This window comes from Mesorhizobium sp. Cs1299R1N1, assembly GCF_037179655.1.
In the GTDB taxonomy this organism is placed as follows: domain Bacteria; phylum Pseudomonadota; class Alphaproteobacteria; order Rhizobiales; family Rhizobiaceae; genus Mesorhizobium; species Mesorhizobium salmacidum.
The window spans coordinates 1-20,773 of sequence record NZ_JAPYKR010000017.1 but is presented as its reverse complement, the minus strand read 5'-3'; the positions used below and the strand labels follow the sequence as shown (position 1 = coordinate 20,773).

The window sequence follows — 20,773 nt, the reverse complement described above, 5'->3', positions numbered from 1 at the left end:
CGGATGCGCGCTGGGAAACTCGACCAGGTGCTCGACATTCGCTCCCGAAGCGTTCGAAATGTTCACTCTTCCCTGAAGGCCCGCGCGATCTGATCGGCCAGTGGCTTCACGAGGTAGGATAACATTGTGCGGCTGCCGGTTGAAAAGAAGGCTTCGACGGGCATGCCAGGCGCCAGGGTCAAACCTTTCAGCTTTTTCACCTGTGTACGCGGCAGGCTGACCCTGACCGTGTAGAAGCTCGCCCCACTGCGCTCGTCGACACTGAGATCGGCCGAGATCTCGCCGACGACGCCGTTCAGTTCCGGCGTTATGCGCTGGTTGAAGGCCGAGAGCTTCAGGGCAACATCCTGACCCAGCGAGAGCTGGTCGATGTCCTGCGGCGCAATGCGTGCCTCGACAGTCAGATCGTCCGCCACCGGCACCACCAGCATGATGAGCTCTCCTGGCGAGATCACGCCGCCAACCGTATGAACGGCAAGCTGGTGAACGACCCCATCCTGCGGGCTGCGAATATCGATGCGCTTGAGCTGGTCCTCGGCCGAGACCTTGCGTTCGACGAACTCGGCTATCTTTCCCTGGACATCGCGCAGTTCAGTCGCCACCTCGCTGCGCAGGTCCTGGTCGACCTGGATGATCTGCAGCCGGGTTTCGGCGATACGACCCTTTGATTGCGCGATCGACGCGGTCAGCTGGCCATGCTCGCCATCGAGCCGGACGGCATCGCGTTCCAGAGCCGTCAGCCGGTCGATCGACACAAGTTTCTGCTGCCAGAGCTTGCGGATGCTGTCGAGCTCGGTGCCGATCAGTTCGATCTCCCGGCTCTTAGCCGTCCGCTGCTCGGCAAGTCCTGAGGCTTCCTGCGAAAGCTGGGCGATGCGTTCCTCCAGCTGGGCCTTCTGACCGGCGCGAGCCTGGAGGCGAAAATCGAACAGCGATTGCTCGCCTGCCATGGCGCGCGCGACCGCCGGATCATCCTGCCTGGAAGTCAGCGAGGGCGGAAAGGCGATGGCGGCATGGTCGTCGCGCTCGGCCTCGAGACGGGCCAAGCGAGCGTCGAACTCATCGAGGCCCTTGGTGACGATGGCGAGGTTGGCGCGGGTGACGGTCTCGTCGAGGCGCAGCAGGACCTGGCCGGATTTCACCGCGTCGCCTTCGCGCACCATGATCTCGCCGACCACGCCGCCGCTCGGGTGCTGCACCTTCTTGACGCTGGAATCGACGACCAGCTTTCCCGACGCTATCACGGCGCCCGACATTTCGGTGACCGCCGCAAGGCTGCCGGCGCCGCCGACAAGCAGGACGCAAGCCGCGACCCCGCCAAGCAGATAGCGGCGAATGGTACGATCTATGGTGCGAGCCCCGGCCATCAGGATGCGTTCTCCTCGGCCGCGGGCACGACTTTCAGGGGGACGCCAGCCGGCCGCGTGACCTTGTTCAGGACCTCGTTCTTCGGGCCGAAGGCCTGGACGCGGCCATTCGCCATCACCAGGACCTGATCGAGGCTCGCCAGCGCGCTTGGACGATGCGCCACCACGATGGCGATGCCGCCGCGGGCGCGAACACCCTGGATCGCCTCGGTCAAGGCGGCCTCGCCTTCGGCGTCGAGGTTGGAATTGGGTTCATCGAGAACGACCAGGAACGGCTCGCCATAAAGAGCGCGCGCCAGCGCCACCCTTTGCCGCTGGCCGGCCGACAGGGCCGAGCCTGCCTCGCCGATGCGTGTCTCGTAGCCTTCCGGCAGATGGACGATCAGGTCGTGGACGCCGGCCGCCCGGGCCGCCGACAAGATCTTTTCTGAGGGCGCCTCGGGCTCGAAGCGTGCGATGTTCTCGGCAATGGTGCCGTCGAAGAGCTGCACGTCCTGCGGCAGATAGCCGACATGCCTGCCGAGTTCCTCCGGCGACCACTGGTCGAGCGTTGCGCCATCCAGCCTGACCGCGCCGCGGGCCGGCAGCCAGATACCGGCAACCGCCCGCACCAGCGAGGATTTGCCGGAAGCGCTTGGCCCGATAATGCCGAGGCCAGCGCCCCTCTCCAGAGCAAAGCTTGCGTCCTGCACCACCAACCGCCGCTCACTCGGCGGACTAACGCTGATGGTCTCGACCGTGAGGGCAGAGGCCGGCGCGGGCAGCGAAACGGTCGTCGCGGCCTCGGGAAGCAGCGCCAGGAGTTGGGTCAATCTTCCCCACGCCTGACGGGCAGTGACAAAGCCCTTCCAGTGCGCGATCGCCAACTCGATCGGCGCCAGCGCCCGGCCCATCATGATCGAGCTCGCGATCATGATGCCGCCAGTCGCTTCCTGGTGAATGACCAGCCATGCGCCGATCGCCAGGATGCCCGACTGCAGCATCATGCGCAGGATCTTCGAGATTGTGCTCAGCGTGCCGGCGAGATCGCTCGCCTTCGCGTTGGTGCCGAGATAGTCGGCGTTGATATCAGCCCAACGGCTTGCAATGCGCGAGCCGAAACCCATCGCCTGCAGCACCTCGACATTGCGCCGTGTCGCTTCGGCGAGGGTGTTGCGCGCGGCTGCCTGGCTGTTGGCCCTCCTTGCCGGCTCCCTGGTGCGCGCCTCGGCAAGCAGTGTCAGGCCAAACAGGACGATTGCGCCGGCCAGCGCCGTCATGCCGATCCAGAAATGAAAGAGGAAGCAGATGCCGAGATAGAGCGGCATCCATGGCAGGTCGAAAAGCGCGGTCGGACCGGCACTCGACAGGAAGGAGCGCACTTGATCAAGATCGCGCAGCGACTGCAAGCCGTCGCCCGCGAGCTTGGTGCGCAGCGGCAGCCGCATGAGCGCGGCATAGACCTGGCCGCTCAGGCGCGCGTCCAGACCCATGCCAATGCGCACCAAAAGGCGCGACCGGATGAGTTCGAGAACGCCCTGGAAGACAAAGAGCACGGCGGCGAATACCGCTAACCCGACCAGCGTCGGCACGCTGCGGCCGGGAATGACGCGGTCATAGACCTGCAGCATGAAGAAAGAGCCGGTCAAGGCCAAGATGTTGACGACGCCACTCATCAGCGCGATGCCGGCGAACGCGCGGCGGAAAGAACCAAGAACCGCCGCGAGGGTCGTTCGCGGCGGTTCGGAGGGATGGGGCTGCGGCGACGCTTTCAAGTTCTTTCCAGTTCAGACATCAGGCGGCGATGAACTGGAAATCGTCCTGATGAAGATTTGCCAGGGCAACGTTCTTCAGGGTCAGGACATTGCTGGCGTCGTGCGTGATCACCGTGTCGGCGCCGACCTGTGTAGCCGAGGCAAGAACCGAAGCGAAGTCGTCGAAAACATTGTCGGCGAATTCGATGACGTCTGCAGAACCGGCACCGGCTGTGAAGTCGACAATCGTGTCTGGTCCGAAATTGACGTGGAAAATGAAAGTGTCGTCTCCCGCGCCGCCCGACAGCACATCCTGACCGCCACGGCCCTCGATGACATCGTTTCCCTGGCCGCCAAACAGGCTGTTGGCAGATGAATTTCCAAGCAGTGTGTCGTCGAAAGCGGTGCCAGTGACGTGCTTGATATTCGTCAGCGTCTGCGTGCTGCTTGCCGCGAACACGGTGTCGCTTATGGGAAATGTACCGGCGTAGTGCACGGATTGAGCCCCAGGCTGCGAGATCGCATCCTGTAGCGTTGCAGATGCTGACAGGGGTTGGCTGGTCACGACGATGTCAAAGTCGCTGAGCCGATATGAAAAATCTGGCCAGTTGAACACGACGATCTTGTCGATTGTAGCGGCTCGGCCAAGATCGACCTGCCACCATTCCCCAACGTCGGGCGTGCCCGTGTGGCTTACCGAGCCGTGACTGAAATTCCCGTCGGTGTTCCCATCATTGGCGCGGCTGGCATCACCTCCCCAGCCTGTGGTTTTTTGGCTCGCAGTGCCGTTCGGGGCGATGTTTTGGCCGTTCTCGAATACCTCCACTTCCGCAAGATGCAGATAGTTCCCATTGGTCTGGTAAAGGCGAACATATTGCCCCACGATGTCCGCTTTGTTCACCATCGCCGTGCCTAGGTCGAGATCGACGGTTACCAAACCGGAATTGGAGGAATAGCTGACGGTAGAGTTGATCCGATCAACCATATCCGCTCTCGTCCAAGTGGTGCCGTCGGCGAAGACGACCTTCTCCACGCCCTGATAGGATGCGTCGTTGAGGCTGTTCTTGAGCAGCACCGAGCCGCCGTCGCCAGCGCCCGGTGCGCTCTCGGCGATCACCACCGTCACGTCGTTGCCGTTGCGCACCAGCGTCACGTCGGACGCATTGAGATCGGTGAACATTAGCCTGTCATTGGCACCGTTCCAGGTGTCCTCGGTGATGGTGTCATTGCCGTCACCACGGGCATAGACATAAGCGTCATCGCCGCCAGCCCCGTTCAGCGCATCATTGCCGCCGTTGCCGTGAAGCGTATCGGCTGTGTTGAAGCCGGTGATGGTGTCACTGCCGGAAGTCGCGGCCTGATCCAGCACGAACTGACGCACTTGGCCTCTGGTCCAGGTGCTGCCGTCGGCGAAGACGACCTTCTCCACGCCCTGGTAGCCAGCGTCGTCGAGGCTGTTCTTCAGCAGCACCGAACCGCCATCGGCGGCTCCCGGTGCGCTCTCGGCGACCACCACCGTCACGTCGTTGCCGTTGCGCACCAGTGTTACATTGGACGCATTGAGATCAGTGAACAGCAGAGTGTCGTTGGTGCCGTTCCAGGCATCCTCGGTGATGGTATCGTTGCCATCGCCGCGGGCATAGACATAGGTGTCGTCGCCGCCAGCGCCGTTCATCGTGTCGTTGCCGGCCTTGCCGTGGACCGTGTCGGCGGTGTTGAAGCCGACGATAGTGTCATTGCCGGCAGTGGCGGCCTGATCGAGCAGCGCGACCCGGATATCGGCCCGGGTCCAGGTGGTGCCATTGGCGAAGACGATGCTTTCCACGCCCTGGTAACCAGCGTCGTCAAGGCTGTTCTTCAGCAGCACCGAGCCGCCGTCGCCAGCACCCAGTGCGCTCTCGGCGACCACCACCGTCACGTCGTTGCCGTTGCGCACCAGTGTCACGTCGGACGCATTGATGCCGCTGAAGACGAGCCTGTCATTGGCACCGTTCCAGGTATCCTCGATGATGGTGTCGTTACCATCACCACGGGCATAGCGGAACGTGTCGTCACCCTTGAAACCGATAAGGGTATCGTCGGCTGCTGTGCTGGTAAGGCAAATATCGCGCAGTTGAGCCCTCGTCCATGACGAGCCGTCGGCAAAGACGACCTTCTCCACGCCCTGATAGGATGCGTCGTCGAGACTGTTCTTCAGCAGCACCGAGCCGCCGTCGCCAGCACCCAGTGCGCTCTCGGCGATCACCACCGTCACGTCGTTGCCGTTACGCACCAGCGTCACGTCGGACGCATTGAGATCGGTGAACAGCAGCCTGTCATTGGCACCGTTCCAGGTGTCCTCGGTGATGGTGTCATTGCCGTCACCACGGGCATAGACATAAGCGTCATCGCCGCCAGCCCCGTTCAGCGCATCATTGCCGCCGTTGCCATGAAGCGTATCGGCTGTGTTGAAGCCGGTGATGGTGTCACTGCCGGAAGTCGCGGCCTGATCCAGCACGAACTGACGCACTTGGCCTCTGGTCCAGGTGCTGCCGTCGGCGAAGACGACCTTCTCCACGCCCTGATAGGATGCGTCGTCGAGGCTGTTCTTCAGCAGCACCGAGCCGCCGTCGCCAGCGCCCGGTGCGCTCTCGGCGATCACCACCGTCACGTCGTTGCCGTTGCGCACCAGTGTTACATTGGACGCATTGAGATCGGTGAACATTAGCCTGTCATTGGCACCGTTCCAGGTATCCTCGGTGATGGTGTCATTGCCGTCACCACGGGCATAGACATAAGCGTCATCGCCGCCAGCCCCGTTCAGCGCATCATTGCCCTTGCCACCGTGCATTATGCCCGAGGCGGCACTACCAACCAGGATATCATCGCCATCAGTTGCCGAATCCGACACCGACATTTGCCGAAGAATGTCTCCATTCCAAATCACCCCGTTGTCGAACTCGATGACCTCGATGCCATACTGGTCGTAGTGAAGGTTGCCGTTTTGAGGTGCAGCGACGGTCAGGCTACCTGCATCGACAACACCGGGAGCACTCCCGGCGATCTGGATGACAAGGCTGCCGTTCAGGCGTGAGAAGCTGACTTTGGCCGGATCAACGTTGTGCAACCGAATCCGATCGTTCGAACCCGTTTCGACCTGCGTCTCGAAGATCGCATCGTTGCCGTCGCCGCGCGTATAGTCATAGACGTCATTGCCGAGACCACCGGTCAGCGTGTCGTTGCCCGCGCCTCCAACCAGGGTGTCATTGCCGATATAGCCGTCGAGCGTGTCATTGCCCAAGCCACCCAGCAAGATGTCGTTGCCGGACCGTCCGTCGAGGAAATCGTTACCCGCACCGCCGACGAGCTGGTTGTCGGAGGAGTCGCCATGAATCTCGTCGTCGAACGTGGTTCCAGTGACGTTCTCAAGACCTCTCAAAGTGGCCACAAGCCGCAATGTTCCGACCTGTAACGACGGAGCGTCGCTTGTCTTGGCCTCGCCCTGGTTTTCAACGAGGTCGACGCGGATCGCCGCGCCGAAATTCTCGAATGTCGCAATATCGGTGCCTGCTCCACCGTCGAGCGCATTGACATCGCCGGGCTCGGCAATGCTCAACGAAAGCGTGTCGTTGCCGGTATCACCGAAGATCAGGTCGGCGCCTCCCTTCCCGTCTATGAAATCGTTGCCGCGGCCACCTTCGATGCGCTGATCCAGATAGGAACCGATAATGGTGTCGTCACCACCGCCGCCCGCGAAGAAGGCTGAGCCTTCCTGAGCCCAGAAACGAATATCCTCACGATTCCAGACCGTGCCATCGGCGAATTCGAAGCGATCTAGCCCTTGCCCGAGCGTTGGCCGTCCCCAGAAAGCGCCCTCATCGAGAATTCTCTGCCCGGTTGGGATAATTGTTATGTAGACGCTATATCCGTCCGTGGCGAGCGCAACATCCTCAGGATTGATCCCTTTGAGGACTAACGTATCCGTCTCTGCGAGCGACCGCGAGCCTTCATAGATCTGGTCGTTTCCGTCGCCCAAAGTGTATATGAAGGTATCATTGCCGTTGGCAGCGCCGTTGTTGCTGTTGCCTCGCCCATTGGCTGAGATAATCAGATCATCGCCCAGACCACCGACAAAGGTCTCGTTTGCGATATAGGCGCTCTGAAGCGTGTCGTTGGTATTGGTGCCCTGATACCACAGCTTTTCTCCCATAGCTGCCCTGTCCCAGATGACACCGTTGGCGAATTGCAAAGCATCGACACCCTGACCGCCCGAACCCCAGAAGAAACCCTCATTGGTGATCACCTGCCCGGTCACAATGTCCTTGATGAGCAGGTCATTGCCAGACTTCGAGATTTGGACTTCATCGTCGTTGATGTCGGTGAAGACGAGCTTGTCGATCTCAACCGTCGACGAAGACCCGTCAAAGATCACGTCGTTGCCGTCCCCACGGCCGTAGACGAACGTATCGCTGCCGTTCCAGGCATAGTTGTTCAGGATACCACGAGCATTCGCGGAGACAATGACGTCGTCGCCGAGTCCGCCATAGAAAGTCTGACCCCATGCGGATTTGTCCTGCAGCCAGTCATGTGAGCTCGTGCCGCGCAGCCACGTCGCCTCAGCGTGGCTGCGAATCTGGGACCGGCTCCATGTGATGCCGCTGGCGAACTCGATTTGATCTATTCCCGCGCCCGTCGTTCCGTCGAGATAGAGAAAATCCTCGCTGATGACGGTTTCGTTCGTCTGCAGCATCCTTATGACGAGGCTGGTGCCGCTGAAGGAGAGTTCCACCTGATCAGAGTTTATGTCGGAGAGGACCAGTCGGTCTATTTCCGTGAGAGATGCTGAGGAGTCCGCAATAACGTCGTTTCCATCTCCGAGGCGATAAAGGAAGGTGTCGTTTCCGGTATTGCTGCCGTTGAACACTGTTCCACGGACAATCCCGGACTGCATGAAGTCGTCGCCCTTGCCGCCATCGAACGTGTCGTTCTCGACGCCCCAGTCCATCAAGGTATCCGAACCGTCCCCGCCCATCAGGTGGTCGGTCCCGGCTCCGCCTATCAGCGTGTCATCTCCCTTGCCGCCGTATAGAAGATCGTTGCCGTCACCGCCGTCGAGGTAATCATTTCCGGCCGCGTCCGGCGTGGCGGAGCTTCCATATCCAGCTAACGGTGCGTCGCCGAAAAGAATGTCGTCACCGCCGCGGCCCACCAAGGAATCGTTACCCGCGCCGCCTGTGAAAAAGTCATTGCCGCTGCCACCGGTTACCGAATTGTGACCTGCTACTGCGTGAAATACGTTGTTGTAGTTGTCATTGCCCTGGGCATCGACATAGCCCGAAAAGATATCATTATCGCCAACCCCAGGTGCTCCGCCAACTATGTGGCCGGAATTGCCGAATTCATCGGTGAAATAGGACCATTGCAGATTACCGTCGACGTATAGAGAGTGTGTATAAAACTTGCGGCCAAGATAATCCTCTCCAGTCTTGTGGAATATCTGTTCCCTGTTCAGCGTCGTCCCGCCAGCGAATGTTATCTGATCGATTCCATATGCGGTCAGAGCCCAATCCTCTTGAAGATTGTCGGCCGAACTGAAGAACCCACTTACCGATATGACCTCTCCGGTGGATTGCACACTAATCTGCAGATTATCGCCGCTATAAGAGAATTTTACGTCGCTAACATAGACATCCTTCAGAACAAGCTTGTCGATCTCAGCTGAATTGTTGACGTTGTCGACGATGTAGTCGCTGCCATCGCCCTTCTTCCAGATGTAGGTATCGGCACCGGTGCCGCCATCCATAGTGTCGTTGCCGCGACCGCTGGTGAACGTGTCATTGAGCGCCGAACCGGAGAGGCCGTTCGCCTTGTCGTCACCGCGGACCCAGGCTTCCTTTACAATCGTCTGCCGGTCCCACACCGCACCGTTGGCAAACTGGATCCTGTCGATGCCGCGTCCATAATCATTCCAGTCGTTCAACTGGTAGGGAGCGCCGCTTTGGTAGAAGAACATCTGGTCGGTGACGACTTCCCCGGTCGCCAGGATCTTGATCGTCAGCGCATTTCCGACGCGCGACAGCTCGACGTCGGATGGCATCATGTTGGCGAGCACAAGCCTGTCGACCTCGGTCTTGACGCCGCTGGTGTCGTTGATGAAATCGAACCCGTCGCCCGCGGCATAGAGGATGGTGTCGTTGCCGCCGCTGATCCTGATTTCGTCGTCACCCCTGCCGCCCTGCAGCACGTCGTTGAGCGCAGAATCCTGGACAAGGTTGTCTCGGCCATCGCCAACAGTCGTCGTGTGGCTGCGGATCGCCTCGCGATCCATCAGCGTGCCGTCGGCGAAACGAATCTGGTCGATGCCAAGATTCTTCGTTCCCCAGTTGGCGAAGAAATCCTCGGATATTACTTTCTCGCTCGAGCCCGAAATTTTCAGGATCAGGGTATCTCCGATCCGTTCAAAAGTGAGATCCGTGGCCGCCAGATTGGTGAGGAACAGCGTGTCTTTTTCGACCAGTGAGGTCGACGTATCGCGAATGTAGTCGGTGCCGTCGCCGCGCGTATAGACGAACAGATCGCTGCCGGCGCCCGACACAAGCAGATCGTCCCCCTTGCCGCCGATGAAAATATTATCGCCCTCGGCACGGACCATGCCGTCCGCGCCTTCCGTTCCAAGCACCGCTGTGCCGCCGGCGATTTCAGTCGCGATCAGCCGCAAATCATGATCGGCAATCGTAGACAGTACGGTGTTGGCCGTCGTCAGATAGGCGGCATGGTCGCCATTGAAGGCGATCGATACAACCCCGTCCAGCCCTGACATCGTCTTGACCAGATAGCTCGCCGCCGCTCCGGTCGCGTCTGGCATCATCCCCTTGATGAGATCGAGCACCATGCCGACATTGCCAGGCGTCTCCGGCGGCTCGGTGCCTGCCGGCCATTCGTGTCGAAAATCGAGCAAGGCATAGAAAAAATAGGGGCTTTCCAACGCAGCCAGCAAATCGCCACCACGCGCGATCGTGCTTCCCGCAGTCTGGGCTAGGAAAGCCGTCAGCATGACGTCGACGATTTGGTTGAAACTCGCTTCGATGTTGGCGCCGAACTGTTGCGTCGTCGGTGAAGTGGAGAGCTGTCCGCCAGCGTACATCTCTTTGTATTCGACACCGAAGAATTTTTCGACGAAGGCCAAATGCTGGGCGTCGACATATTTCCCACGTCCGCCCTCGGCGGTCCCGTCAACGGATGCCCACCGCAGCAACAGATCCTCGAAGGCGGAACGCAATTGCTCCGGCGATAGTGTCGCCGCTGCGTCGGTCAGCGCCGTCCAATCGGCCTTGAACGCGGCATCCTGCGTTGCCTTCCAGGCGATCGAATTGATCTGGCCGGAGCCCGGCAGTTGCGGCAGCTTGTCGACATCTTCGGCCGGTGTAAAGGCGGGCGTGTTGTCGGTGCGTGTGTCCTGCCGGTCAGTTTGAAAGTAAATCGTCTGCGTGGATCCGGTCGTGCCGTCGGCGCGGGTGAACACAGCTTCATAGCCGACATCATGGCCTGCGCTGGTCCCGGCGACATCGGTTCGGGTCAACGAAATCGAGACGATGCCAGCCTCGGCCAGCGTCATCATCTCGCCGGCATCGGCAACACCATCCTGGTCGAGGTCCCGCCACACCCTGAGCGTGCTGAACACTGCGTCGGAGGCATCGATCTTGCCGTCACCATTCGTGTCGAACGTCTCAAGGACGGCGAAACCGTCCTGTGTGGACGAGCCGAAGAGCTCGGACGCACTGTCGACGACACCGTTGCCGTTGACGTCGCGAACCAGAATGCCATCATCGGCCGACACCCAGCCGGTGAGCTCGGCAAAGCCGTCGCCGTCAAAGTCGAAATGGACCGTAGAGCCATCGAGTGGGGAGAGATGGATGCCGTCTCCGTTGAGGTCGAGAATGAGCGGGTCATGCTTTTCGTTGAAGAGTGAGCTCATAACATGAGCGTATACACCTCCAAGAAAAAATCCCAAATCATAGGCCACGCCTTCGGCGCCACCGAATATCTTCTGAATATACTCATCAATCAATTTCTCGAATTGAAGTCCAGCAACCAGGCCAAACGCCAAGGCTATACCCAATAGAATAGCACCCGGCGGGGTCAATTCGAGAAAAATCGGCAAAATTCTTACCAGCGCAGACCCGATTAGTTCACCTGCCGATATATTGAACATCATCGACGCTATGTCGGCAGTTACTATCTGTAGTGTGTCTTTTGCCGTGGCGCCATTAGCGCCATCTGCGGCGGCCGCCACAAAATTAATTGTGGTCACGATTTTCACTGATGGTCCGGTAGCTGCTGATATTATCGGGAACGCTTTTCCGATAGCTTTGAACGCGCCGGACAGCTCATTCAACCAAAACAATGCGTCGGTATCATTGAGATCCGTCGTCAATTGCCCCGAGTGACCATCAAATGTAAGGCTTGGACGACCCGGAAAATTAAGCACGTATTCAAACGGCTCTGCCATTTATTTGTTCCCCCGCATGTTATGCTTACCTTGACAAGAAGTATAGCTCAGGAAATAAGGCATATATCACAAACATCCATATGTACAGGTAAAAGAATGAATCGAATTTCGCGAAGAGTGAATTGATAAAAAAAATGTGACCAAATGTGAACAAAACAACTGCAACTATAAAAATTATACCCGGAGCAGAAGAATTTCTGAGAGTCGTCGACTTGAGTTCAGAAGAAAATCGGCTATCCGGCTCCTTTCTTATGACCAAATAAGCGTATACGAAAGCGGTATCTATAGCCGTTGCGCACAAGTACTTGTAGCCAGTAGCCGTTGACTCGTATCCGAACAAATAAACAGCGACACAGGCTAGAATCGCAAGCGCGCCTGCGAACTTCAGTTTGAGTCTATGTCTTCCTTCTAAAATATACACCTCAATTGCTTCCAGCCATTACTTCTCTGCGTGATAGGCCTCGCCGACTCGGAGGTAAGCGTGCGCGACGGACTTTTTCGCTTTCGAATTCCAGCGTTGGTTTAGGACTCACATAAACGAGAACCAGGTTCGCACCGGCCTCCCCCAAAAAATCTCGGCACATGCTAAACTCACCAATGCCATACAGGCCCGGCACCATGAAGTACCCGCCGCTTTTCTGGGTCTGCGACGATGAAAGGTGCAGTACCCCCGCAAGTAAATCGGTAACACATCCGTGATGGCCTGTTAAGAGCCTGGGAGGGGACTTATCAAGAAGATTTGTTCTCTGCTTATTAGTCTCCTCTAATTGATACTTTCGTCATGTTGCATATCGGCACGTTCTATTTGCGAATTCGCAAAATCTTAAGTCTCAAACGTTAGTGCGGGAGGAGGACACTTGTCGTCGTTCGCAGAACTCCTCGATCTCTGCAACTGAGGCACACCATGCAGGCGCTCAAAACGGCCGTACGAATTCCGCTTGCCGATCTGGTCGCAATCGCGCGTCCCGATCATTGGTTCAAGAACGTTTTCATGATCCCGGGCCTCGCCATTGGGCTGCTTTCCGTGCCGGAGGCTCGCCCGGATCTTGCTTTCGCGATCCTGATCGGTCTTGTCTCTACCTGCATGGTTGCTTCCGCCAACTACACGATCAACGAATGGCTGGACGCGGAATCCGACCGCCATCATCCGCTAAAGCATACGCGGTCGGCGGCCCAAGGCAGGTTGGCCGCGCACCAGGTTTTTGCACAGTATGTCGTTCTTGCGGTCGTAGGGCTCGGTTTGGCGTCCGTGGTGTCGCGAGATTTCTTCCTGGCCAGCAATGTTCTTCTGATGATGGGGATCTTCTACAATGTACACCCGTTCCGGACCAAGGACCGGACGTATCTCGACGTGCTTTCCGAATCCGTCAACAATCCTCTCCGGCTGCTTCTCGGCTGGTTCATCGTCGTTGACGGCAGTTTCCCTCCATCGTCCGTGCTGATGGCTTACTGGATGGGTGGGGCCTTTCTCATGGCCATCAAACGGTACGCGGAATTCCGCTTCATTGGCGATCCGCAGCGGGCCAGCCTCTACCGACGTTCCTTTGCTGGATACACGGAGAAGACGCTGCTCCTTTCGGGATTTTTCTACGCAATCACCGCCAGTTTCTTCCTGGCAATCTTCCTCATCAAGCACAGGATCGAATTTGTCCTGTCGTTTCCGCTCTTCGCCATCCTCTTCGTCTGGTACCTTTCCATCGGCATGAAGGACGGATCGGCGGCGCAGCGGCCCGAGAAGCTCTTTCGGGAGATGCCTTTCATGGCCTATGTCGGCTTCCTGGCTGCGGCGGTGGCCGTAATGCAGCTTGTCGACATGCCTTTTCTCTATCCGTTGCTCGATGGGCGGCAGCTTGGCCTGGGTATGGGCAATTGAGGGTCATGCCGACCAGCCAGATCGCGCGTTACGGGGCTGTCGGCCTCGGAGCGGTCGCAATCCACTATGCCATCCTGATTGCGTTGGTGGAGCTGGCCGACGTGAGAAAGACTGTTGCCTCCGTCATCGGATTTTGCGCTGCCATCCCCTTCAATTACTACTTCCAACATCGATGGGTCTTTCGGTCCGGGGATGAGCACCGCCTGGCACTGACGCGCTACCTGATCGTTACAAGTCTTGGCCTGGCGATCAATTCGGGCGTGTTCTACACCGGGCTGGCAACCGGGCTTCCGTATCTCCTGGCACAGGCCACGGCCATCATGCTGGTAACCGTGTTCAATTTCGCGGCCAATCGGTTCTACACCTTCAACGCCTATGATTCCGCAGCGCGGTGATGACCGAGGGAGCTCCAGCCGGGAGAGCCGTCATAGCCGTCTACGATCTGGACGGCACGATCACGCGTTCCGATACTTTCGTGCCCTTTCTCCTGGGCTTCCTAGCCAGGAACCCCTGGCGCGTATTTCGTTGCGGCCTGCTGCCGTTTTATGCGCTGGCTTTCCGGAGCGGGCTTTGCGGCAACAGCTTTGCCAAGCAGAAATTCCTTGCCGCTATATGCGGCGGGGCCAGCCGCAAAGCACTGGCGGACCATAGCGCCGAGTTTGCCGCGGCTGTCGTCAGAGGCGGCCTTTTGCCCGGCGCCCTCGCCTCGATCGAGGCGCACCGCACTCGTGGTGACAGGCTGATCCTCATAAGCGCGAGCCTCGATCTTTACGTCGACGTGATCGCGCGACATCTGAGATTCGACGATGTCATCGCGTCGAAGACCCGGGGTGGGAGGCTCGATGGCGAGAATTGTTATGGCGCGAGCAAGGTTGCAAGGCTGAAAGCCCTTCTGGCAATGGATACGCATGAGACGCAGGTCATCGCCTATTCAGATCACGCAAGCGACCTGCCGCTCCTGGCTGTCGCCGACGTCGGCTATGTGGTCAACCCCAAGCCCGCGATGCGCAGACTAGCCGAAGCAAACGGTTTGCCGGTGCTGAACTGGTCCGCGTCGTCTGAACGGACGCTGCGCCGGGCTGGGTTCCGTTTCCAGCGCCCAGGGATATTTTCATGATGGATGTCGCGCACAAGCCGGATGGAGTCCGCGCTGCGTCGTGCTGGGTTTGCGGTTCCCTCCGCACGAAGCTATTTCGCCCCTCTACGATCGCCGAGAAGATGACCGCGAACGCTGTCGCCATAACGGATGCCAATTACGGGATAACTGCCGCAATCTTCCGCTGCGATTCATGCGGCTTCCTGCAATGCCCTGACGTCAGCGGCGTCCTTGAACTTTACCAGGATATGGAAGACCCGGGATACGCTCTGACCGCAGGGCCGCGCGCGTTGCAAGCGCGTAAGCTGCTTGAGATTCTAGAGAAATTCCGGCCAGCTCCTGCACGACTTCTGGATGTCGGCGCGGGTATCGGCTTGCTGCTCGATGAGGCGGAAAAGCGCGGTTTTTACGCCGTTGGCATGGAACCGTCACGTTGGCTCGCAGGCTTGGGGCAGGAACGCGGGCTTCGGCTTCACTGTGGCGTGCTGCCCCACGGGGATGTAGTGGGACCATTCGATGCGATCTGCCTCATCGACGTTATCGAACATGTTCCCGACCCCGTCGACCTGTTGCGAACAATTCGCGACGTGATGGCTCCGGATGGAAAGCTGGTCATGGTTACGCCTGATGTGAAATCCGCGATGGCGCGCCTGATGGGCAAGAACTGGTGGCATTTCCGCGCGGCGCATATCGGATATTTCGACCGGACGACGCTGGAAAGAGCATGCCATGCGGCGGGTTTGAAACCAGTTCATGCATCGCGGCCCTGCTGGTACTTCAACGCCGGTTATCTATGGGACCGCGTCATGGCCTATCTCCCTCGGAGATGGCGGCTAAAAGCGCCGTCGATCCTGATGCGATTGACGGTTCCGCTCAACCTCTACGATTCCATCCTGTTTGTAGTCGAGCCCATTCATGGCAGTGACGAGGCCCGATCAGCTTGATGGACAGAAGCGACGATAGGGCGCATGCCGCCTTGCCCGCGGCTTCAGAGCAGGAAGGGGTTCTTCCGCCATCGCGGCTTCCGATAACCTTGCTTCAGTTCGCCGGGTGCTTGGCGGTCATCGTGCTCGCCACGATCGCTGTTCGGCTTGACGCCTACAACTATGAATACGCTTGGGTCAGCAGTCATTTCGCGGTGATGGCTCGGACATTCAACGTCATCGGCCTGTTCGATCTGGGGTTGGTCCCGGTACAGAACAACGCGCCGCTTACAGATTCACCTGACGCCTATCTTCACTGGCCGCCGCTTTATCCGGTCCTCCTCGCCTTGTTGTTCCGGTTCCTTGGCGAGGGTGCGGTTATCCAGCATCTGTTGTCCGTTACCCTGAATCTGGTGTCGGCGGCCTTGATCTGGCGAAGCCTTGCCGACCGGTCGTCCGACAGAACCGCGGCCAGCCTTGCTGTGCTTGCCTTTCTCGGCGCCCCCATGATGTTCAGTTTTGGCTTTGTCGGCCTGCATCTGCACCTGGCCATCATGCTGACCCTGCTCGCGCTGGTTCTGTTCGCAAGCAACACTGGGGCCGCCGCGCGCGGCGGCGATGCTTCTCGGCGGCAAATTCTGCTTAGCGTCGGTGCCGTCGCGTATTTTCTTGCCGTAATGACATCCTGGGAGCCACTGCTGGCTGCCCCGGCCTTGTGCTTTCTTGCGCTGCTGGATCGTCATAGGCAAACCACGCTTGCGCTTCTTTTGCTCGGCTTCGCCGCCACAGCGGCTCTGCTGTCAATCGCCTTGCTTTACGGGTCCGAATATCCGCACTTCGCCGAACGGTTGTGGAACCGGGCCTTGCTGCGCTCGGGCGAAAGCGTGGCCCTCTATCCACCGGACTACACTCCGCATGACCTGCAGGACATAGTCCTTCCGAACCCGACCGACACTTTGACGACTTACGTGTGGCACGGAATTCTGAGCCGCCTGCCGGCGCTTGGCATGCTTGGCATGCTTGGCCTCGCGGGCGGCCTGGCCTGCGTCCGGGCGGCGGCCGAGTTTCCAAGGCCGGCGATCGCGATTTATCTCGGCTCGTTGAGCATGTTCTTCTTGTGGTCAATTCTCATGCGCAACCACATGGGCATACACGAATATGAGATGTTGATCCTGTTACCGGCCGCGGCCTGCGGTGTGGGATTGTCTTGCGAGCGATTTCTTCCGTTTCGAGGCGCGAGTTCATCTGAGCCGACCGGCCGCAACGAGAACCCGTCTCTCCAGGAGGCGCGGGATACGATACGACGCCGCGCGCTCGTCTGCCTTGCGGCGCCATTTCTGGTGGCATCGTCGTCCTATGCCACCATTAGAGACACCATTGGCGATTTCACGCCGAGCAATGAAATGATTGCAATGGCTGAATTGTCCAAAGCGGTGTTGCCCGAGAATGCGATCATTGCCACGCCCTACTCCCGCATGGAGTTCGTCTACTATTCGGGCCGCCACGTCATCCGTGCGATCGAGAGCGAGGAGGTTCTTGAGCGTGAACAAAAGGCGACTGCCGCGCTATGTGCGACCTGCCCTGTCTATTTGGTGGCAGGCAACGACGCGGTCGACGCCTTCCCTTCCTATCGCCATACGAAACCGTTGGCTGAAATATCCAACACGGGTGCTGTTTGGCGGATCGGGAATGTCCTTGACGCAGGGCGGGACAGAGGAAGCGCGGATTCGCCTAAAGATAATCTTATCACGGATATCGAGCCTTAAGGATTTAGGCGACAGTTTCCGCGCATTCGGATTCACCCCACGGACCGGCGATCCTGAAAGGGCTCTGTTTACGGGAGTATTCGCGGAAGGATAACGCTGTCGTAAGCACCGAGACTGCCACCGATGACCGGCGTTTTAACAGTCATCGGTACAGTTACAGCAGCGGCACACGTCACCACGCCGGAGTCGAACAGTAGGCGTGTGATTTGCGTAGTAGCGTATCTGGATCTGGCGACATTTTCATGCTTGCTGACTATCGCACCCGGAAGTTGAACAGCACCTCCTCGATAGTGGGTCTCGCCATGTAGCGGTCTCCTCTCTCGCCTCAAACCAACTATCCAACCTGATCGCGATGCACCGCCTGCCCGACTATCTGTAGCTCGGCTCGATATCGGCGGCACAACCCAATCATGTCGCTTCCTGATCTGCTGCGCGATAGGCTCCATATCCGACCTTGATGAGCAGGCCCTCGTTGCACATCCGGGCTAGGTAACAACGGGGAATACCGATGTTCGTGAGGTCGCGCGTTCGCACCACCTCTTGTTCTTGGGCGAGCGCGACTGCCCGTTGCCTCAGCGATATTCTTGGGCCGCCCGATAGCCGGATCCGCTCCGCGCGCTCGCGATCCCGCTTGCGAATCTTAAGGGAAGGTTCTGGAGTAGTTTTGAGAGGGATCGGCAGCTCATAGTTCGCAGTTTCGTGCGGCCCGGGGAGCCAGTCTCACGTCAAACTGCGAACGCCGCCTTTAGCCCCTTTCACTCCGCACTATTGCCTGACCCCGGCTCGTCGCCTCCCACTTCCACAAGCACGAACATCCTCGACCTGATGGTGCCGGCCGCCCCTCCACCGATTTCTATCCGGACATATCCGCCGCTTCTACTCCCCCACATTGCGGCTTCCATTTCCCATCCACATTCCCACCCATGAGCGTGCAACTGGATGACACACGGTTCGTGAACATGCTTGGGCCTGCTAACACGCGCCCGACGTCGAATGTTGGAGAGGCCGATGGACGGCAGAAAATTTTTGACAGCTAAGGAAGTCTCAGAACGCTATCGCGGAAGCATTTCTCTTGGAACGTTGCGAAATTGGCGGGCCAAGAGAATTGGACCAGCATACGTCAAGCTCGGCAAAGCTGTATTATACCCGATTGATGAACTTGAGATGTGGGATCAAAAGAATAAGGTTACCTGCCGAGGCGTCAACGCGATTCACCGTGGACGCCCGTGATTGAGTGTGATCGGCCACAAAGGTCCATCTAGTACCGCCCCCATTAAGCACTCCCAACCCCTTTGGACATCGTGATATTATCAATATTTTTCAATGAGATAACGTATGACGCAGGGAAGTTCCACAATGATCCCGCTCAGTACCCTTCTGGCATTCTAGGTCATGTACAATCACAGGCGATTACGAAAATGATGTGTTTTCCATAATTTACTGACGGCTCACTCTGCACGGAGTTGGATGACGAATTACCTGATGCCGGCTCTGTCCCCGAAAAGCGCAGCCACTGGCGGCGTGCCCTGAAGGTCAGGTAGCCATCAACCCAGCAGCTCAATACTGCCCATAGCGGAACTTCACGAGCAGCCCTCCTCGCACAGCCGGGAGGGATAGCACCGTGGGATGCCGATATTGGTGAAATCGCGAGTCCGTACGTCGCCGGGCTCTTGAGCCAAAGCACGGCACGGTCCCGGAGCGATGGCGGCCGCCCCACCTGTAGGCTCTACTGCTGCGCCGTCTGGCCGATCTTGCCGATCGACAGCCGCGTGCCGGCACCGGCCAGCGATGCGAGGATGATGTCCTGGACGCTGCCCCATGTCGTGTTGGTCGCCCACAGCACCATCACACCGACGCTAGCGATGCCGGCGAGCGCGATGGCGTTGGTCATGAGGTCCCAGGCCTTCCTGGAATCGGTGAGGTCGGCCAGCGTGGCGCCGGCTTCTGGCTGGAATGCCGTGTCCGACCACTCGAATTTCAGGCCGCTGCCGGCCTCCACGATTGCCGGCACCTCGACCGTGCCATCCAGCCCCTCCAGCCCGGAAAGGCTTGCCAGTTCTTTCCCCAGGCGACCGGCTTCCGCGACCGCCGCCGCATCCGGCACGCGCGACTTGAGCGCCGCCACCTGCGTCTGCAGGCCTTGCAGGCTCTTCTTCTCGTCATCGGTCGACGCTGCCACAAGCTGCGTGGCGATATCGCCGTCCAGCTGGGCTATGATGATCGGCGCGATCGTCGCCGGCATCGCTTCCAGTATGTCGGCTGCCTCATTCAGGGGCTTGGCCCGCGTCGTCGTTTGCGTGCCATCGCCATCAGTCTGGAGCGGCTGAAACGCCTCCTTGCGCAGCGCCAGCGCAGCCTTCCACTGCGTGGTCTCGCCGGCAGCACCCAGATATTCCACAGCCTGCTTCAGCTCGCCCGCGTGCTTGTCGAAACGCTGCGCCGCCGCAAACAGCGGCTGGAAGCCGGTGAGTTCGGCGCTCAGCGTATCTGCCGCAGCAGTCACCGTCTCTTTCTTCCATTCGACCGCGACCAGAGCGGCTTCCAGGCGCTGCGCAAGCAGGCTGAAGACGCCTGCCGCCCCGTTCTTAGGCTCAGCGGCCGCCTGCAGCAGCGCGTCGGCGCGGTTGAGCAGATCGAGCCGCTCCCTGTATTCCGGCAACTTGGCCGGATCGTCCTTGCCGGCGAGGATGTCGCTGTCGAGCACCTTGAGGTCGAGGGCCAGTTGCCTCACCCGCCTCGCCATCGACACCTGGCCGGTCGAAGCGGCCAGGTGCAGCGCTTCCTCGCGCAGGCGCGCCGCCTCGATGCGTTTGTTGACGATCGGCCGCGCCGTGCCGCGCCAGTCCGTCACCGCCGCGCCCAGCGCCACGCCGAGCGCAATCACAACGCCGGCCCACCATGCCGAGGCGCGGATGTCGAGGCTCACCGTCTTGACCGACTGCCCGCCATTCTTACCGGTCACCAGCACATCGCATGAATAGCTGCCTGGGGCCAGTCCGGGAGGAAGCCGGATATCGAACATGCATTGCTGCTTGGACTTGATTTTAGAGCAGCCATTGTTGGTCACCGACGGCGCCGTCGGCGTCGCGGCCTGTGTCAAGGCCTCTGCGCCCCCGGAAAGGATCGGCCCCACGATGGGCGGGTCGGCCTCGACGTCGTCCGCTTCCGCATTGCTGCCGGACAACCGGACACGGTAGGACGACGTCGTTGCAATGTCGGGAAACGCAAGCTCGATGCGGGCCGGCTTCGGGGTCAAAAGAAAATCGGTATCGAGTGCCTGTGCGGCTGTCTCGTCGGCGCCAGCTGCGGCGAGAGCCGCCAGCGACAGAGGCCCCATCCACCAACGCGATTTCGATTGCATCTACCCCTCCCCGCGAAAGATCAAACAGGAATTAAATTGCCTAGCAGGCTGTTGAAAAAGGTGCTCGCCGCAGGTCGATGACCGTGATTCACTAATTCCGAAGAGATTCGGAGATGACACGTGCGCGGTGGCGACAATCGAACTGGCGAGTTGTTCAGCTACGTTG

Annotated in this window: 11 protein-coding genes; 6 read left to right on the top strand and 5 right to left on the bottom strand. The window is 59.3% G+C overall.

Features of this window, described 5'->3' with window-relative positions; genetic code table 11:
* Positions 1 to 62: 62 nt before the first annotated feature.
* Genes O7A70_RS28665 through O7A70_RS28655 form a run of 3 tightly spaced genes read right to left on the bottom strand, consistent with a single transcriptional unit; the run spans position 63 to position 11,588 of the window.
* Positions 63 to 1,367: an HlyD family type I secretion periplasmic adaptor subunit gene (locus O7A70_RS28665; RefSeq protein WP_337143354.1), complete on the bottom strand. Its 1,305-nt coding sequence runs from the start codon at positions 1,365 to 1,367 to the stop codon at positions 63 to 65.
* Positions 1,367 to 3,121: a type I secretion system permease/ATPase gene (locus O7A70_RS28660; protein WP_337143353.1), complete on the bottom strand. Its 1,755-nt coding sequence runs from the start codon at positions 3,119 to 3,121 to the stop codon at positions 1,367 to 1,369. The genes O7A70_RS28665 and O7A70_RS28660 overlap by 1 nt, the downstream gene beginning before the upstream one ends.
* 19 nt (positions 3,122 to 3,140) lie before the next feature.
* Positions 3,141 to 11,588, bottom strand: coding sequence for a calcium-binding protein (locus O7A70_RS28655; protein WP_337143352.1), 8,448 nt, complete (start codon positions 11,586 to 11,588; stop codon positions 3,141 to 3,143).
* Between the two features lie 904 nt (positions 11,589 to 12,492).
* Here O7A70_RS28655 and O7A70_RS28650 point away from each other — a divergent pair.
* The 5 genes from O7A70_RS28650 (at position 12,493) to O7A70_RS28630 (ending at position 17,246) form a co-directional block, all read left to right on the top strand.
* A complete protein-coding gene (locus O7A70_RS28650; protein ID WP_337143351.1) occupies positions 12,493 to 13,461 on the top strand; it encodes a UbiA family prenyltransferase in 969 nt (322 codons plus the stop codon).
* A 5-nt stretch (positions 13,462 to 13,466) separates the two neighbouring features.
* Positions 13,467 to 13,856: a GtrA family protein gene (locus O7A70_RS28645; protein WP_337143350.1), complete on the top strand. Its 390-nt coding sequence runs from the start codon at positions 13,467 to 13,469 to the stop codon at positions 13,854 to 13,856.
* Positions 13,856 to 14,578, top strand: a complete 723-nt coding sequence (locus tag O7A70_RS28640) for an HAD family hydrolase (RefSeq protein WP_337143349.1) — start codon at positions 13,856 to 13,858, stop codon at positions 14,576 to 14,578. Before O7A70_RS28645 ends, O7A70_RS28640 begins: the two co-directional genes overlap by 1 nt.
* Positions 14,575 to 15,501, top strand: a complete 927-nt coding sequence (locus O7A70_RS28635) for a class I SAM-dependent methyltransferase (protein ID WP_337143348.1) — start codon at positions 14,575 to 14,577, stop codon at positions 15,499 to 15,501. Before O7A70_RS28640 ends, O7A70_RS28635 begins: the two co-directional genes overlap by 4 nt.
* A gap of 122 nt (positions 15,502 to 15,623) precedes the next feature.
* Complete coding sequence (locus tag O7A70_RS28630; protein ID WP_337143347.1) at positions 15,624 to 17,246, top strand: ArnT family glycosyltransferase; 1,623 nt, start codon at positions 15,624 to 15,626, stop codon at positions 17,244 to 17,246.
* A 408-nt stretch (positions 17,247 to 17,654) separates the two neighbouring features.
* Here O7A70_RS28630 and O7A70_RS28625 read toward each other — a convergent pair whose 3' ends face one another.
* Positions 17,655 to 17,822 (bottom strand): type IV toxin-antitoxin system AbiEi family antitoxin domain-containing protein, encoded by a 168-nt coding sequence (locus tag O7A70_RS28625; RefSeq protein WP_337143434.1) that lies wholly within the window; start codon positions 17,820 to 17,822, stop codon positions 17,655 to 17,657.
* A 432-nt stretch (positions 17,823 to 18,254) separates the two neighbouring features.
* Between O7A70_RS28625 and O7A70_RS28620 the strand changes: the two genes are divergently transcribed.
* Positions 18,255 to 18,476, top strand: coding sequence for a helix-turn-helix domain-containing protein (locus O7A70_RS28620; RefSeq protein WP_337143346.1), 222 nt, complete (start codon positions 18,255 to 18,257; stop codon positions 18,474 to 18,476).
* 496 nt (positions 18,477 to 18,972) lie between these two features.
* On the opposite strand, the gene O7A70_RS28615 is transcribed toward O7A70_RS28620, so the two are convergent.
* Positions 18,973 to 20,607 carry a hypothetical protein gene (locus O7A70_RS28615; protein WP_337143345.1) on the bottom strand — a complete coding sequence of 545 codons (1,635 nt, stop codon included), beginning with the start codon at positions 20,605 to 20,607 and terminating at the stop codon, positions 18,973 to 18,975.
* Positions 20,608 to 20,773: the final 166 nt, after the last annotated feature.

Bases quoted from the DNA above. Each gene is read 5' to 3' on its own strand.
- O7A70_RS28645 (WP_337143350.1), top strand. From the start codon at position 13,467: ATGCCGACCAGCCAGATCGCGCGTTACGGGGCTGTCGGCCTCGGAGCG.
- O7A70_RS28665 (WP_337143354.1), bottom strand. From the start codon at position 1,367: ATGGCCGGGGCTCGCACCATAGATCGTACCATTCGCCGCTATCTGCTT.
- O7A70_RS28640 (WP_337143349.1), top strand. From the start codon at position 13,856: ATGACCGAGGGAGCTCCAGCCGGGAGAGCCGTCATAGCCGTCTACGAT.
- O7A70_RS28655 (WP_337143352.1), bottom strand. From the start codon at position 11,588: ATGGCAGAGCCGTTTGAATACGTGCTTAATTTTCCGGGTCGTCCAAGC.
- O7A70_RS28620 (WP_337143346.1), top strand. From the start codon at position 18,255: ATGGACGGCAGAAAATTTTTGACAGCTAAGGAAGTCTCAGAACGCTAT.
- O7A70_RS28615 (WP_337143345.1), bottom strand. From the start codon at position 20,607: ATGCAATCGAAATCGCGTTGGTGGATGGGGCCTCTGTCGCTGGCGGCT.
- O7A70_RS28635 (WP_337143348.1), top strand. From the start codon at position 14,575: ATGATGGATGTCGCGCACAAGCCGGATGGAGTCCGCGCTGCGTCGTGC.
- O7A70_RS28650 (WP_337143351.1), top strand. From the start codon at position 12,493: ATGCAGGCGCTCAAAACGGCCGTACGAATTCCGCTTGCCGATCTGGTC.